Genomic DNA, 15,469 nt, shown 5'->3' with positions numbered 1-15,469 from the left:
TGTACCGCTTCTGCAAAATACTTCGCTTTCCGTGGGCACGGCTTCAGCTAACTGTGTGAAGAAGAGCACTTCACACAGTGGATCTTCAGCTCGTGCTGTTCCCACAGGAGTCTGCGTATTTTGCCTACGCTAAGTTCCGATTGTTCGGATTCTCATTCTTCCCATTTAGTTATGTCCCAGCCTCGTTAGTTAATTTTTATTTGTAGCTTTTTTCCAATTCGTCTACAAGTGTTCCGACAAACGCTACTGCTTCTTTTATAGCATCGGTTTTTGACATATCAACACCGGCTTTTTTAATTAATTCAAGTGGTTTTAGCGTGCCACCAGATCGCAAAACATCCAACCAGCGTTCAACTGCTGGTTTTCCTTCTTTTTGAATCTTTGCGGCCATAGCAGTGGATACCGTTAAGCCGGCAGAATAGGTGTATGGATATAATCCCATATAATAATGGGGCTGGCGCATCCATGTTAGTCCTGCCCCCTCATCAAATGCTACTGAATCACCCCAGAAGTTCTCCAGAGCATTTCTTTTTTGCTCTGATAATACGTTTGCTGTTAAAGGTGTACCTTCCTCAGCGAGGGTATAAACACGGCGTTGGAACTCACCTTCTAATAAGTGAGTAACAAAATTATGGTAGTAGGTTCCCAATAATTGTGTGATTACCCACCGTTTCATTCGCTTATCATCCGTTTTTTCCATTAAATGATTAGCTAATAGCAACTCATTTAAAGTGGATGGTGCTTCTACAAAGTAGGTGGAAGGACGTGTATTTACCAAGGATTGGTTTTTACCTGCAAGATAGAAATGTCCCGCATGACCTAATTCATGTGCCAGTACAAAAGCTCCGCGCATGGTATCTGTCCATGTGATTAGAATATATGGATGCACGCCATATGGACTTGCACAAAAAGCACCAGTGGATTTCCCAACATTATCAGCATGATCCACCCAGCGATCATTAATACCTTTTTCCATTATTTCACTGTATTCAGGCCCCATAACTTCCAATGCTTCAAGAATAGTGGACGTAGCTTCCTCGTACGTTGTTTCTGGATTAAATTCTGGATCTAATGGTGCTTTTAAATCAGAATAACGCAGCTCGGAAAGACCGAGCTTTTCTTTTAACAAGTTAGCGTAGCGGCGCATATGTGGTGCTAATTCATCTTGAATTACGTCCAATTGATTGTTGTACATTTCCTTCGTCACCTGTTGGGATTGCAATAGCATATCCGTAACTGATTCATAGGAACGTAATTTAGCTGTTGTTACTTGCTTAGTGATCTCTGTTGCATAGGTTGCTGCATACGTATTTTTATATTGATTTAATGTTTTAATAAAAGAATCATATGCATCGCGGCGTGTCTTTGGATTTGGAGAAAGCTCGTAACGGTCTTCATATAAAGCGAATGACATAGGCAGCTCGGATCCGTCCTCACCTTCAATAGAATCGAATACCATGTCTGATGATTTGCTCCGCTGATAAATCATATATGGAGCACTATGTACTTCACTCAGTGCGGCTAGAGTTTCTTCAATTTCAGGTAACAACGTGTGCGGTTTCTTTTCTAATATATCCAGAAGCATTTTCTGATAGGTCTTTAACTCAGAATTCTCCTCTAGATATTGATCTATCTTCTCATTAGAAAGAGTTAGCAGTTCAGATTGAACAAAGGAAAGCTTTGTACCAATTCCAGCTAATGCGGAGGATACTTTTGCTGAATCGCGTTGATTATTTGGATCAGTACCATCAGCGTTAGAGCGTAAGCTGGCATAGGTAGCTACCCGAATAACTCGTTTTTCAAAGTTTTCCATTGTGGAAAGACAGTTTACTAATGTGGAAGCATCGTTACCCAATTTTCCTTTATATTGTATTACATCGCCGACATCTTGCTGAATTGCCTTTAACTCTTCCAGCCAAGTCTCTTCAGATGTAAATAAATCTTTTAAATCCCAAGTCTGATCCACAGGTACTTCAGAACGGTTCCATCTTTTGGTTGGTGCTGATTTTACACTCATTTTTAAATCCCCTTTCGGCTAATTACTTCGGTACTCTAAGTAATTATAATATAAAAACTAGTGGAATGATATGATTTTTCAGAAATCAGCTGCAATATTGGGGTTGGAATTTATATTCACTGGAGAGCTATGTATAGAAGGCAAAAAACTAACAGCTATACTAATAGCTGTTAGTAGAAAGAAAGTATAGTGTTGTAGTACAGTTACTCTATATAATACTGGATAATTAACTGTAGGAACAATCTGTTTTTAATTGTATTAGTAGCTTATCTCGCTGGATGATCACATTCGTCACATAAGTTACCGTAGCAATCAGCTTTTTCATGCATGTCGTGCCCACACTGCCTACATTTTTTCTTAGGTAAATTTTTAAAGAACTCAACGACGTTTATCATGTGTATCCTCCTCGTTAATGAATTAATTACATTGTATTATAACAGTATTCATTTTGTCAATGGTGTGTTACAACAAATTTTAAAAAAAGGAGTGTTTTTAATGAAATTAACGGTAATTGGGTGTTGGGGAGGCTATCCTGCACCAAACGGCGCAACATCGGCCTATTTAGTTGAAAAGGATAATTATTCTCTTTTAATTGATGCAGGGAGCGGAGCGTTATCGAAATTACAAAATTATAAGCAGGTAACGGAATTGGATGCGGTCATCATTTCGCATTATCACCATGATCATGTAGCGGATATAGGTGTATTACAATATGCAAGGCTTGTTCAATACTATCTGACAGGTCATCATACAATTTTACCTATATACGGTCACAGTGAAGATAAGAAGGGATTTGAATCATTAACGCATGAGTATACGAGAGGGATAGCTTATGATCCTGCAGATACATTAAAGGTGGGTCCCTTCTCGATTACTTTTCTGAAAACGAATCACCCTGTGCCGTGCTATGGTATGAGAATATATGATGGGCAAAGTGTAATTGTTTATACAGCCGATACTACCTATAAAGAGGAATGGATTGATTTTGCATCAAATGCTGATCTGTTGATAACCGATTGTAATTTTTATGCAGCACAGGATGGATCTAAAGCTGGCCACATGACAAGTAAGGAAGGAGCAACCATTGCATCCAGAGCAAATGTAAAAGATTTAGTTTTAAGTCACTTGCCGCAATACGGTGATCCATTTCAATTAGTTGAAGAGGCGAAGCACTGTTTTGGAGGGGGCATCCAACTAGCTGAAGAAGGATTGGTTTGGTCCACTTAGGAGTCTATCTTTTGATTCCCCCATTTAGTTGCATTAAACTAGTAGTGGAATGAAAACTAGGAGGTACTGTCAGATGAAATTTATAGATAACAAAGGAATTACAGATCCTTATATTAATTTGGCATTAGAGGAATATGTACTGCAGAACTTTGGAGAGGAGGATACATATCTATTATTCTACATTAATGAACCTTCGATCATAGTTGGCCGAAATCAGAATACAATTGAAGAAATTAATACAGAGTATGTGGATGAAAATGGAATAAAAGTAGTACGCCGCTTATCAGGTGGAGGAGCGGTGTACCATGATGAAGGGAATCTGAATTTCAGTTTTATTACAAAGGATGACGGAAACAGCTTTCAAAATTTTGCTAAGTTCACACAACCAATGGTGGAAGCCTTAAATAAGTTAGGGGTTCCAGCAGAACTGCAGGGAAGAAATGACCTGGCAGCCAATGGCCGCAAGATTTCCGGTAATGCCATGTTTTCAACGAAAGGCCGGATGTTCAGTCATGGAACATTAATGCTGGATTCAGAAATTGAACATGTTGTTTCTGCATTAAAAGTTAATAAAGAGAAGATTAAGTCGAAGGGTATCAAATCCATTCGCAGCCGTGTCGCTAATATCTCGGAGTTTCTTAACAAAGAAATTACAATGGATGAATTCAAGGAAATTATATTACGTCATGTTTTTGAAGTTGAAGATCTGAAGGATGTTCCACGTTATGAATTATCGGACGAAGACTGGGAAAACATACAGAGAATCTCTCAAGAACGCTACCAGAATTGGGATTGGAATTATGGGAAATCCCCATCGTTTAATATTCAAGAGTCCCATAAATTTGATGCAGGGCTGGTAGATGTTCGCCTGGACGTGAAAAAAGGAATGATCGAAAACTGTAAAATTTATGGTGACTTCTTTGGTGTTGGTGATGTACAGGTTATTGAAGATAAACTATCTGGCATACGTCACGAGCGCAAGGCTATTGAAGAAGCTCTGACTGATGTAGATGTACCACATTATCTGGGGAAAATTTCAAAAGAAGACTTTATAAACTTACTGTATTAATAATATGTCACGGACAGCTCACTTAGTGAAGCTGTCTTTTTAAAAGGTAAGAAAGCATAAAATTTTTGGCTGCAATTAATTCTTACACTTAAACAGCCACGTCCAGCTTCGACGGACAAATGTTTTCGGTGGGACGAGCAGTGCGCAGTCCCAGGACGTCCTAGTGCCGATGAAGCCACAGGATAAGGAAGACATCTGTGAGATACATCGCACGCAGGAAAAGTGCTTTTCTTTTTCAAGGACGTGGCGTTTTCATCGGCCAGCGCCCAGGTACTAGCGAGACTTCCTTCACCTCCGTAATCTAAGTCAACATCGGCTTCCTCCAGATAAGGAAGGCCGACTAAAACCGGGCTTGTGCTCAGGCGCCGGCATACCCAAAGAAGTGAGCTTGTTTCCTTTTGGTCATTCATGTAGCGCAAAAACCAGCGCTATGAACTTGACTTATCGCCAGGAATGGCGAAAGTCTAAGTGAATCTTATACTTTGGAGTGAATCTCCTGCGGCAGGGGAAGATCGACTAAGTACGCCGCTCCTGAGCGGCAACGTCGACCCACCCTCGGGTGCGCGGGCGCAGTCCGTACGTCCCTAAACGGGCACCCCGCGCTTTTGTTCTTTTATAGAAGTATGAACACCACCATTTTCAGGCACACTAAATGGATAAAAGGAGCTGAATAAATGAAAGAGCAGAAGAGAGAACTTGAACTAGACACATTTACATTACTTAACCCGGATTTTCATGTTAATGAAGATTTGTTTGATGAGCATGTGATAGTAGAAAATAATGAAATAAGAATACAATTCGAGGATTTAAGCTCATAAATAATAAATGACTTTAATTATCAAAAAAAGGAGTTTTATGTATCTTTTTGACTAGTTATCTGATAAATTAGTTATTAAGCCCACTTTCTTTTCGTTTCAACACGAAAGGATGAAAATATTGATAACCGATTTATATTCCCCGTCACATGAAATCACCCCCTTGACAATGGCTATAGTAGCACAGCGTGGATTAGATGGAACGACAAGTACCTGTGTGTTAGAAGAGCAGGAAGAATATGTTATTCGCAGTTCTCCAAGCAAAATTATGGATCATGCCTGCAAGTTTTTCGGTGCAAGTCTAAAAGGCAGGCAAGAAGGAACGAGAGATATCTGTGGCATTACCCATAAAGCGCCAATCTCGGTGGATCCCTCCAGTGGCATGTATTTTTTTCCTACTTCATCTCCGAAAAACTCCAAATGCTCATGGATCGCTCATTCCCATATTGATAAAGTGAATAAGGGGGCAAATCACCGAACGGAAATAGTTTTTAAAAATGGTAAATCGATTTTAGTAGAGAGCTCTTATGGGTCTATTTTGAATCAGATTCAGCGTACTGCACAATATCGCTATCTACTTGACAATCGAATCAGATTTCTGCAGAAGCATAGTGTTGCTGAGTTGGCACCAGAGCCCTTCGCATGAGCTCTTTAATAATCACTTCGACTTTCTTTCGTATTACAGGATTAAAGTAATTTCGTTTTTCTTCCAAGCCTTGGCAAGTAAATAGAAATGTTGAGAAGGAATCATTTTTATTAAGTGTTGTAACACGTATGTTTTTCTTTTCCATCATTTTTCTAACGTATTTGCGTTCGTTTGCTGCGTCTGCGTTCATTTTCTCCAAAAGTAACATATAAGGTTCTTTAATTCTGAAAGACCCTTTTTGGATGTGAACTATATCTTGTCGAATCACGACCATTGCCATCGAAAGAAAAAGAAATCTTAAAGCTAATTCTAACTCCTCATCACGAAGGTACCGCATGCTGAAACTCCTTTCATAAATCGAACGTTTGTTCTTATTGTTCTAGTATATGATAGTTTGCAGGAAAAATACAATGAAAATTTATGGGAATGGAAAGAAAGTGGCTGAATCTCTGTTCTCACTTTGCTTATTTACTCGTTTGCATTAAAATAAAGGTAGTTAGAGTAAGAATGGAGTATTTAATTAAATAAGTTTGTATATATGAATAAGGAGATTTTAAGCTAAATGTACTTACTAAACAGCAATGCATATGATTGGAAAAACATGCTAGAAGATGATCGATTAAATGAAAATATACTGCAATTACTCAGTGATTACGAGGCACTTGGTCCGTTACCAGGAATATTATTGCCGTTTATCGAAGCCTTTCTTCCCTTTTTGCCATTAGTTGTTTTTGTTATTGCAAATGCCGCAGCCTACGGATTACTGGAAGGATTTCTATTATCATGGGCGGGTGCGAGCGTTGGTGCTATCATGGTGTTCTTAATTATCCGCAGACTTGGTGACAAACGTTTATTTGTAGTGATACGAAGAAATAAACAAGTGAAGAAGGTAACGGCATGGCTAGGGAGACATGGCTTTGGTCCACTCTTTCTTTTAATGTGTTTTCCCTTTTCACCATCTGCTGTCATTAATGTTGTTGCTGGTTTATCGAAGATTAGTACGCAGCAGTTTATCCTTGCAACGATACTGGGTAAATCTGTAATGATTTTCTCGATTGCCTATATTGGTTCCAGTATTTTTGAATTCGCAAAGAACCCCGTTAAGACAATAGTAGTTGGTGTTGGTATCATCCTCTTTTGGATAATAGGCAAGTATATTGAAAAAAGATTGCAAAAAAAAGCATTACTAAAAGATAAGTCCACCTTCGAAAAGGGTTAAAACACCGGTAAACAGGGTATCATGGTGATAGATAAAACCCCTGGAGGAAATGGTAGGATGAAAAAATTTAATTTGCGTAAACTTATCCCTGTAATTCTATTGGCGGTAGTTCTAGCAATGTTTTTCCGTTCATTTTTGTTTGCAAGTTATGTAGTAGATGGTGAGTCGATGGAACCGACATTATATGACGGAAACTTATTGATGGTAAATAAAGTTATTTATGATTTAAAAGAAGTGGATCGTTTTGACGTAATTGTATTTCATGCTAATACGGAAGATGATTATGTGAAACGGGTAATTGGCTTGCCTGGTGATCAAATCGAGTATAAAGATGATAAACTTTATGTGAATGGCGAATATGTTGAAGAAGAGTTTATCGCTTCCTTTGTACTGGCTAATGACACAGAGCCGTATACAAACAGCTTTACATTAGAGAAAATAACAGGAAAGAAAGAAGTGCCAGAAGGTAAATTATTTGTAATGGGCGATAATCGAACAGCAAGTTTGGATAGCCGTTCATTTGGTTTTATATCTGCAGATCAGCTCGTTGGGAAAGTGGGAATACAGTATTGGCCAATTTCCCAGGTGCGTTTAACTTTTAGTGACTAGCTTTAGCATAGTTTAAATGAGCTACCCCTCACTGTAATTAACAGTGGGGGTTTTGTGTTGCGTTTAGGAGTAATGTCCATTTAATGAAGTTTTGCCTTATCTTTGATAAAATAGAGCGAGATAAGCTCTGTTTTTGAATGACTACTCATACATTGCAGTTTATATAAACAACTATTAAGATTCATTTTTTGAAAAAAGTAACAAATGTTTTCGATGGGACGAGTAATTGCATGTACAGTCCCAATCTTTTTGATTAAACGAATGGAGGGTTGTCAATGGGACTCCGATTTATGCTAGGGAGAGCCGGAACAGGCAAAAGCGGCAGAACGTTAGATGAAATTAAAGAAAGATTGATACAAAATCCACAAGGTCCTCCACTATTTTATATTGTTCCAGATCAAATGACATTTCAACAAGAGTATGCCTTATTTAATGATGAAGCTGTAGAAGGTAGTATTCGTGCACAGGTTGTTAGCTTTTCCCGACTGGCATGGCGTGTCCTGCAGGAAACCGGGGGGAGTACAAGGCAATTTATCAGCTCGGTCGGAATCCAAATGATGCTACGGAAAATTATTGAGGAAAAACAAGGGGAATGGCGTGTTTTTCAAAAGGCGATGGAGAAGCAGGGATTCTTAAATCAGCTGGAAAAAATGATTACCGAATTTAAACGTTATGATATTACTCCTGAAACGCTTCATTTGCAGATGGAACAGTTAAAGAGTTATGTACACAAGGAGACTGGTGAGGAGGCGTTAGCTGATAAACTGGATGATTTAGTATATATCTTTGAAAAACTCACACTAGCTTTGCGGGATAACTACATAGATAGTGAAGATCAATTGCAGTTACTGGCGGATAAGATTGACGAAGCTGCTTTGCTTGATGATGCGGAAATTTACTTTGATGGCTTTCACAGGTTTACACCCAAAGAATTAATTGTAGTGGAAGCATTAATGAAAAAGTGCAGCCGGGTCTCGATAACATTGACATTAGATAAGCCAGACAGCGATTCGGTTTCTGAACTGGATCTATTTTACCAGACAACAGAAACCTACCATGTGCTTCAACAAATGGCACAGGAAAATCAAATTACAATAGAAGAACCAATTCGGTTTGACCTGGCTAATGGGAAATTTAAAGAGAGGCCGTATTTTGCTCATTTAGAACGTAATTTTGATGTAAGACCCGCCAAAGCGTATGAGGGGGAAGTGCCACTGCAAATTGCAGAAGCAGTTCATCCACGTGCTGAGGTAGAGGGAGCTGCCCAGGAGATAACCCGCCTCGTCCGAGAGGAGAGATACCGTTTTCGGGATATGGCTGTCTTTATCAGACAGACGGATATATATCATGATTTGATTGAGACGATCTTCAGTGATTATGGTATTCCTGTTTTTATTGATGAAAAGCGTACCATGCTTAACCACTCCTTGATTGAATTCATTCGTTCCATGTTAGATGTAGTGGAAGGAAATTGGCGATATGATGCTATTTTCCGCGTACTGAAAACCGGGTTTATTCCACCGTCTGATCAAGAATATCCGTTGACGGATGATGCTATTGATGAATTGGAAAATTACGTGCTCGAATATGGTATACGTTCCAGAGAAAGATGGAGCGGTGACAGGGAATGGGTATTTCAGCGCTTTCGCGGTTTTGACAAGGCGACCCAAACAGATTCGGAAAGAGAAACACAAACGCGAATTAACAGGTATCGAAAACAGGTAGTCACTATGCTGCAGCCTTTTGATGAGAAAATAAGAAAAGTGAAAACGGTGGAGGAACTATGTGAAGTTACCTATACATTGCTTGAAAGCATTGGTGCTCCCAGCCGTTTAGAAAAAATGAGAGAACAGTTCGATGAACATGGGGAAATTGAAAAAGGAAGAGAGCAGGAGCAGGTCTGGAATGCAGTTATTCAGCTGTTTGATGAAATTGTAGAAATGGCTGGAGAAGAGAAAATGACATTAACCACCTTCCGTTCTACCTTGGATGCTGGTTTTGAGACATTGAAATTTTCTCATGTGCCACCAAGTATTGACCATGTCATTGTTGGTACAATTGACCGCTCAAGAATAAGTGGTATAAAGAATGGATTTCTGCTGGGAGTTAGTGATGGTGTTTGGCCTATGAAGCCACCGGCGGATGGAATGATTAATGAGCGGGAAAGAGAATTGTTGGCCGGTCATGGCCTTCGGTTAGCTGAAAGCAGCAGGCGTCAACTGCTGGATGATTGGTTTTATATGTATATTGCTTTCACTGCAGCAAAAGACAGGTTATGGGTAAGCTATCCATTAAGTGATGAAGAAGGAAAAACAAAAATGCCTTCCCAACTGATAGGTCGTTTGGAAGAGCTGTTTCCAGTTTGTTGTGATCATATCTTATTACAGGATCCAGATGAATTGGTGGAAGCGGACCGATTTATAACGACACCTGTAAAGACAAGGTCAGCGTTAACTTCACAATTAGCGCGGAATAGAAAAGGCTATCCAGTTAAGCCGGTTTGGTGGCATGTCCTGAATTGGTATGTGGAACATCATCCCAAAAGCAGTACAACCTACAATGTTCTGCAAAGCTTATATTATCAGAATAAGCCGATTGATCTATCAACAGAAACAGTAAAAGAGTTGTATCCAAAACAAGTAAAAGCCAGTGTGTCCAGATTAGAGACGTATTACCGCTGCTCCTACCAGCACTTTGCTAAGTACAGCTTGGGACTGGATGAGCGTAAAACGTATAAATTGGATGCACCTGATATCGGCAATCTTTTTCATGAGGCGTTAAAGACCATCACGGAATGGATTCAGCTGGACGGGAGGGATTTCTCCCAATTAAACAAAGCTGAGACAGATGCGTATGCAGAAAAGGCTGTTACAAGCTTAGCACCAATATTGCAGCATCAAATTTTGCATAGCTCAAACAGGTATAAGTACATTCAGCAAAAGCTTCAAGAGGTTATCGCTCGCGCCGCCTATGTATTGAGTGAGCAAGCAAGGCAAAGTAATTTTTCTACGATTGGTTTAGAGCTGGGTTTCGGTACGGATCAAACGCTTCCCCCATTAACGATGTCCTTGCCTAACGGATACGAATTAATGTTACGCGGCCGGATCGACCGAGTGGATAAAGCGTTGAATGCAGATTCCTTGTTTTTAAGAATTATAGATTATAAATCAAGCGCTAAAGGTTTGAATCTAGTAGAAGTGTATTATGGGCTCGCGCTCCAGATGCTAACCTACTTGGATGTGGTATTGTCCCATTCCGAACAGTGGCTTGGTGCAAAAGCAAGTCCTGCCGGTGTACTGTACTTCCACGTTCATAATCCAATGATTTCCGGAAAACAAAAGATGGAAGATCAAGAGATTGAGTATGAGATTTTTAAAAAATATAAAATGCAAGGGCTATTGCTTTCAAACGAAGATGTTGTCAAACTGATGGATACAAATCTAGAGTCAGGGACAAGTCAAATTGTTCCAGCAGGTATGAAGAAAAATGGCGGTTTCTATAACAGTTCTAAGATCGCAGATAATGAAACGTTTTCCAACCTGCAAACCCATGTACATCAACTAATGAAGCAAGCTGGAATTGATATGACAGGTGGGGGCGTTCACTTGAACCCATATCAGCATAAGCAGAATACTGCTTGTACGTACTGTCCGTTTCATGCTGTCTGTCAGTTTGATCCGCTTCTCGAAAATAATACCTACCGTAAGCTGAAAGATATGAAAGAAGATGAAGTGCTGGAGAAAATAAGAGGAGAGGAGGAACCCCATGGTAAACTGGACTAAAGAACAGGAAGAAGCAATTTATACAGGGGGAAAAGACGTTTTGGTTGCAGCAGCAGCCGGTTCAGGGAAGACAGCAGTTTTAGTAGAACGGATTATTCAAAAATTGCTTAACAAAGAAACACCCGTTGATATTGACTCATTACTAGTCGTAACATTCACTAATGCTGCTGCGCAGGAGATGCGTAACCGGGTGGGATCAGCATTGGATAAAGCATTGGCGGAAGATCCGGCATCCCTGCATTTGAAAAAGCAATTATCCCTGCTTCAACGGGCATCGATAACTACTTTTCATTCGTTTTGTCTGGAAGTTGTAAGACAATATGCCTATCTGCTGGATATCGATCCTGCTTTTCGAATTGCCAATGATATGGAAACAGATTTGATTAAGCAGGAAGTAATGGAGGATCTATTTGAAGAATGGTATGGAACAGAAGGGGAAATACAGAAGCGCTTCTTTGCTGTTGTGGATCGTTTTTCAAGCGACCGAAGTGATGTAGAAGTCGAAGATCTGATTTTAAAGTTGTATACATTTGCTGTACAAAACCCTTGGCCGGATCATTGGCTTGATCAACTGGCTAGAGAATATGAAGTTCCAGAAGAATGGCAGGAGGCAGATCTGCACTGGTTAGCTATCATAAAACGGGAAGTGAAAAGTCAGTTTGAGGCGATGCAGCAGGAAATGTCCCTGGCTTTGCATGTTACAAGAGAGAGCGATGGTCCTTATCAATATGCCGATGCCATTGATGCAGATATGGCGGGATTGCACGAGGCATTAGCCTATCTTGATAGCTGGGATGACCTGCAGGCTTATATGACTGCAAGTTCTTTTGTAAAGCTCTCCTCAAAGAAGTCAGATTGTGATGAAGGAAAAAAGGAAAGAGTAAAGGTACTACGAGAGAGCTATAAGAAACGCTGGAATGATATGAAAAAAGGTTGGTTCAGCCGCAATCTGACGAGCCATATTGAAGATATGCGTGAGCTGGCACCGATCATAAAGCAGCTTACTGAATTAGTAAAACAGTTCAAAGTAAAATTCACAGAACAAAAGAGAGAAAAAGCGATCGTTGATTTTTCTGATCTGGAGCATTATTGCTTACAGTTGTTGGTCGATGAATCATCAACCACAGATCAACCAGTTCCGTCCAAAGTTGCACTCCATTTTCAAAAGAAGTTCAGTGAACTGCTAATAGATGAGTATCAGGATACGAACCTTGTTCAGGAAACGCTATTGTCGTTAATAAGCGATCAACTGGGGGACGGCAACAGATTCATGGTCGGGGATGTAAAGCAGAGTATCTACCGATTCAGGCATGCAGAGCCATCCCTGTTTATTCAGAAGTACAAAGCATTTGCCGATGAAGCCCATGCTGCGAAACGGATTGACTTAGCAAGCAATTTTCGTAGCAGGGAACACGTTTTAATTGGAGCAAATTATATCTTTAGACAAATTCTTAACGAAGAACTGGGCGAGGTTGATTATGATGCGAATGCAGAGCTTATTTATGGTAATAAAATGTATGACACATTACCATATTCGGACCCACATCCAGAGCTATTGATTATTGACCGTGAAGCAGACGATGAAGAAAAGGAAAATGGCACTGAAGACGAGGATTACCGCGATTTAGAGAAAGCACAATTAGAAGCAAGAGCATATGCGGAGAAGATTAAGGGATGGATTGGAAGCAAGGATACAAAGCCAATGCAGGTCTTTGATAAAGAATCTCAGGTTCAGCGGGATTTACAATACCGTGATGTCGTAATATTACTGCGTTCCATGCCGTGGGCACCAATAATTGTTGAAGAATTGAAAAAACAAGGTATTCCGGTCTATGCAGAGCTTTCGACTGGTTACTTTGAAGCAATTGAAGTAAAGATTATGATCAGCCTTTTAAAAATAATTGATAATCCGCGACAAGATATTCCACTAGCATCTGTTCTGCGTTCTCCGATTGTCGGTTTAAATGAGAATGATCTGGCTATGATTCGTCTAGCAGGCAAAAATCAGTCATTCTATGATGCAGTGAAGCAATTCAATCGAGAGAACACAGGCGAGTCAGCGGCAAATGTGAATCATTTTCTTGAAATGCTCGATCAATTCCGTTTAGCTTCCAGGCAAGGTGCGTTATCTGAATTAATCTGGGCGATTTACCGAGAGACAGGCTACTTTGACTTTGTTGGTGGGATGCCTGGCGGCCGGCAGCGTCAAGCGAATCTTCGTGCACTTTATGATCGTGCGCGAAGCTATGAAACCACATCCTTTCGGGGATTGTTCCGCTTTTTGCGCTTTATCGAACGAATGGAAGAACGAGGCGATGATCTGGGGTCTGCCAGAGCACTAAGTGAGCAGGAAGATGTTGTACGGATTATGACTATTCATAAGAGCAAGGGACTGGAATTTCCAGTTGTGATCTTAGGTGCGATGGATAAGCAGTTCAATCTGCAGGATTTAAGACAGAAGTATTTGCTGCACAAGGACCTTGGATTTGCCAGTAAATTTATTGATCCGGTCAAACGAATAACTTATCCAACCTTGTTCTACCATGCTTTACAGCAGGAAAAAACAAGGGAGCTGCTTGCAGAGGAATTACGTGTTTTATATGTAGCTCTCACCAGAGCAAAAGAAAAGCTTGTCATGGTTGGAAATGTCGCTTCATTTGAGAAAAAACAACAGAAGTGGCAAAAAATGGTCGACCATGCTGAATGGGTACTGCCAGCTCACTTCAGAATCGACGCTAAGACCTATTTGGATTGGGTTGGTCCTGCACTGATTCGCCATAAGGAAAATGCAATTTTAAGAACAGAGGAAATAGCAGACGCAGTTTTAGATGAAATCCAGATAGATCCTTCTAAATGGAATGTTTCGATTCTGCATGGCAGTTATTTGACGAATCTGGAAGAAACAACGGTAGAAGAAGATCTGCACCTCCAGGAGAATATTGTGAACTGGCAGCCTGTAGATGTACAAGATGAACGATTGAAGAAAATAGTTGATGAACGGCTTTCCTATCACTATCCATTTGCAGAGGCTGCACGCTCCAGAGCAAAACAAACCGTTACGGAAATAAAACGTCAACATGAAATGAAAGATGATTATAGCTCTGATCAGATCGTTGCTCCTTTTCAGGCGCCAATCGTAAAAAGGCCAAACTTTATGCAGAAAGAAAAAAAGATTACATCTGCTGAAAAGGGTACAGCTATGCATACTGTAATGCAGCACCTTCCGATGAAGAAGTTGACAAGTAAAGAAGTTGAAGTGCATGTAGAGGCTTTAGTAGAGAAGGAAATGTTAACAAGGGAAGAGGCAGAAATTATCAATTTCAAGGCTATCGAAAAATTTTATGAGACAGATATTGCTTCTTATATGATGGAAGTATCAGAAGTATATCAAGAGGTGCCATTCAGTCTTTCCTTACCTGCAAGTAAGGTCTATGCTTCCTGGTCGAATCCTGTAGATGAACAAGTATTAATTCAGGGGGTTATTGACTGTGTAATACCAAAAGATGATGGCTGGATTATTCTGGATTATAAAACAGACGCAATCGATGAGGAAGTAACCGACCTGGTTAGAAAAAAACTTCTGCAAAGATATGAAACACAGCTTAATCTATACAGGCATGCCATTGAACAAATATGGAAACAGCCGGTAAAAGAAACATATCTGTATTTCTTTGCTAAACAGATGCTTATAAGAGTACCAAGTAAATAAGTAATATAAATTGAAAAGGTCCACTTTCCTACTAAGGAAGGTGGCTTTTTTTAATGGGTAAGAAAGAAATTTTGGTTGCAATTAATTCTCACACTTAAACAGCCACGTCCAGCTCCAAGCGCCCATCACCTAGTGCCCTTCCGGTCTCTTCTTAATCTAACTCAACATAAACCAATTCGTTACACTCGGGCATACAGGATGTAGGTCAGTTCGACGATGCCACAGGATAAGGAAAGCATCTGTGAGATGCATCGCACGCAGGAAAAGTGCTTTTCTTTTTCAAGGACGTGGCGATCTTGTCGAACATCCTTTAACTAATATCTCATACGATTCCGTTCAGCGCATACGGTGATAACCGGGCGCTCTGCGCTTTTGT

The 15,469-nt window shown here is 40.1% G+C and carries 11 protein-coding genes; 8 read left to right on the top strand and 3 right to left on the bottom strand.

Features of this window, described 5'->3' with window-relative positions:
- Positions 1-196 precede the first annotated feature (196 nt).
- Positions 197-2,017 (bottom strand): oligoendopeptidase F, encoded by a 1,821-nt coding sequence (gene pepF, locus QGM71_RS09190; RefSeq protein ID WP_327607244.1) that lies wholly within the window; start codon positions 2,015-2,017, stop codon positions 197-199.
- 266 nt (positions 2,018-2,283) lie between these two features.
- The gene (yhfH, locus tag QGM71_RS09185) at positions 2,284-2,412 is read right to left on the bottom strand and encodes a protein YhfH (RefSeq protein ID WP_327607243.1); all 129 of its coding nucleotides are present in this window, start codon (positions 2,410-2,412) and stop codon (positions 2,284-2,286) included.
- Positions 2,413-2,512: 100 nt separating this feature from the next.
- Here yhfH and QGM71_RS09180 point away from each other — a divergent pair, with 100 nt between their 5' ends.
- The 4 genes from QGM71_RS09180 to QGM71_RS09165 all read left to right on the top strand — a co-directional run bounded on the left by QGM71_RS09180 (position 2,513) and on the right by QGM71_RS09165 (position 5,774).
- On the top strand, positions 2,513-3,244 hold the full coding sequence (locus QGM71_RS09180) for an MBL fold metallo-hydrolase (RefSeq protein ID WP_327607242.1): 732 nt from the start codon (positions 2,513-2,515) through the stop codon (positions 3,242-3,244).
- A gap of 73 nt (positions 3,245-3,317) precedes the next feature.
- Positions 3,318-4,313, top strand: a complete 996-nt coding sequence (locus QGM71_RS09175; RefSeq protein WP_327607241.1) for a lipoate--protein ligase — start codon at positions 3,318-3,320, stop codon at positions 4,311-4,313.
- 674 nt (positions 4,314-4,987) lie between these two features.
- Complete coding sequence (locus QGM71_RS09170; RefSeq protein WP_327607240.1) at positions 4,988-5,131, top strand: hypothetical protein; 144 nt, start codon at positions 4,988-4,990, stop codon at positions 5,129-5,131.
- Between the two features lie 118 nt (positions 5,132-5,249).
- Entirely contained in the window at positions 5,250-5,774 is a 525-nt protein-coding gene (locus QGM71_RS09165) for a competence protein ComK (protein ID WP_327607239.1), read from the top strand.
- Here QGM71_RS09165 and QGM71_RS09160 read toward each other — a convergent pair.
- Positions 5,719-6,111 (bottom strand): hypothetical protein, encoded by a 393-nt coding sequence (locus tag QGM71_RS09160; RefSeq protein WP_327607238.1) that lies wholly within the window; start codon positions 6,109-6,111, stop codon positions 5,719-5,721. The genes QGM71_RS09165 and QGM71_RS09160 overlap by 56 nt on opposite strands.
- 225 nt (positions 6,112-6,336) lie before the next feature.
- Here QGM71_RS09160 and QGM71_RS09155 point away from each other — a divergent pair, with 225 nt between their 5' ends.
- The 4 genes from QGM71_RS09155 to addA all read left to right on the top strand — a co-directional run bounded on the left by QGM71_RS09155 (position 6,337) and on the right by addA (position 15,093).
- On the top strand, positions 6,337-6,993 hold the full coding sequence (locus QGM71_RS09155) for a TVP38/TMEM64 family protein (protein ID WP_327607237.1): 657 nt from the start codon (positions 6,337-6,339) through the stop codon (positions 6,991-6,993).
- 57 nt (positions 6,994-7,050) lie between these two features.
- Positions 7,051-7,602 carry a signal peptidase I gene (gene lepB / locus QGM71_RS09150; RefSeq protein WP_327607236.1) on the top strand — a complete coding sequence of 184 codons (552 nt, stop codon included), beginning with the start codon at positions 7,051-7,053 and terminating at the stop codon, positions 7,600-7,602.
- Between the two features lie 275 nt (positions 7,603-7,877).
- Positions 7,878-11,384, top strand: coding sequence for a helicase-exonuclease AddAB subunit AddB (addB, locus tag QGM71_RS09145; protein ID WP_327607235.1), 3,507 nt, complete (start codon positions 7,878-7,880; stop codon positions 11,382-11,384).
- The gene (gene addA, locus QGM71_RS09140; RefSeq protein WP_327607234.1) at positions 11,368-15,093 is read left to right on the top strand and encodes a helicase-exonuclease AddAB subunit AddA; all 3,726 of its coding nucleotides are present in this window, start codon (positions 11,368-11,370) and stop codon (positions 15,091-15,093) included. Before addB ends, addA begins: the two co-directional genes overlap by 17 nt.
- Positions 15,094-15,469: the final 376 nt, after the last annotated feature.

It is taken from the genome of Virgibacillus tibetensis (assembly GCF_036026595.1).
GTDB classification, from domain to species: domain Bacteria; phylum Bacillota; class Bacilli; order Bacillales; family Amphibacillaceae; genus Virgibacillus_P; species Virgibacillus_P tibetensis.
Note: the sequence above shows the minus strand (reverse complement) of the source record. Positions and strands in the feature narration are given on the sequence as shown.

What these genes read in the sequence shown, in the direction of transcription:
- pepF (WP_327607244.1), bottom strand. Translation starts at nt 2,017, where the DNA reads ATGAGTGTAAAATCAGCACCAACCAAAAGATGGAACCGTTCTGAAGTA.
- yhfH (WP_327607243.1), bottom strand. Translation starts at nt 2,412, where the DNA reads ATGATAAACGTCGTTGAGTTCTTTAAAAATTTACCTAAGAAAAAATGT.
- QGM71_RS09180 (WP_327607242.1), top strand. Translation starts at nt 2,513, where the DNA reads ATGAAATTAACGGTAATTGGGTGTTGGGGAGGCTATCCTGCACCAAAC.
- QGM71_RS09175 (WP_327607241.1), top strand. Translation starts at nt 3,318, where the DNA reads ATGAAATTTATAGATAACAAAGGAATTACAGATCCTTATATTAATTTG.
- QGM71_RS09170 (WP_327607240.1), top strand. Translation starts at nt 4,988, where the DNA reads ATGAAAGAGCAGAAGAGAGAACTTGAACTAGACACATTTACATTACTT.
- QGM71_RS09160 (WP_327607238.1), bottom strand. Translation starts at nt 6,111, where the DNA reads ATGCGGTACCTTCGTGATGAGGAGTTAGAATTAGCTTTAAGATTTCTT.
- QGM71_RS09155 (WP_327607237.1), top strand. Translation starts at nt 6,337, where the DNA reads ATGTACTTACTAAACAGCAATGCATATGATTGGAAAAACATGCTAGAA.
- lepB (WP_327607236.1), top strand. Translation starts at nt 7,051, where the DNA reads ATGAAAAAATTTAATTTGCGTAAACTTATCCCTGTAATTCTATTGGCG.
- addB (WP_327607235.1), top strand. Translation starts at nt 7,878, where the DNA reads ATGGGACTCCGATTTATGCTAGGGAGAGCCGGAACAGGCAAAAGCGGC.
- addA (WP_327607234.1), top strand. Translation starts at nt 11,368, where the DNA reads ATGGTAAACTGGACTAAAGAACAGGAAGAAGCAATTTATACAGGGGGA.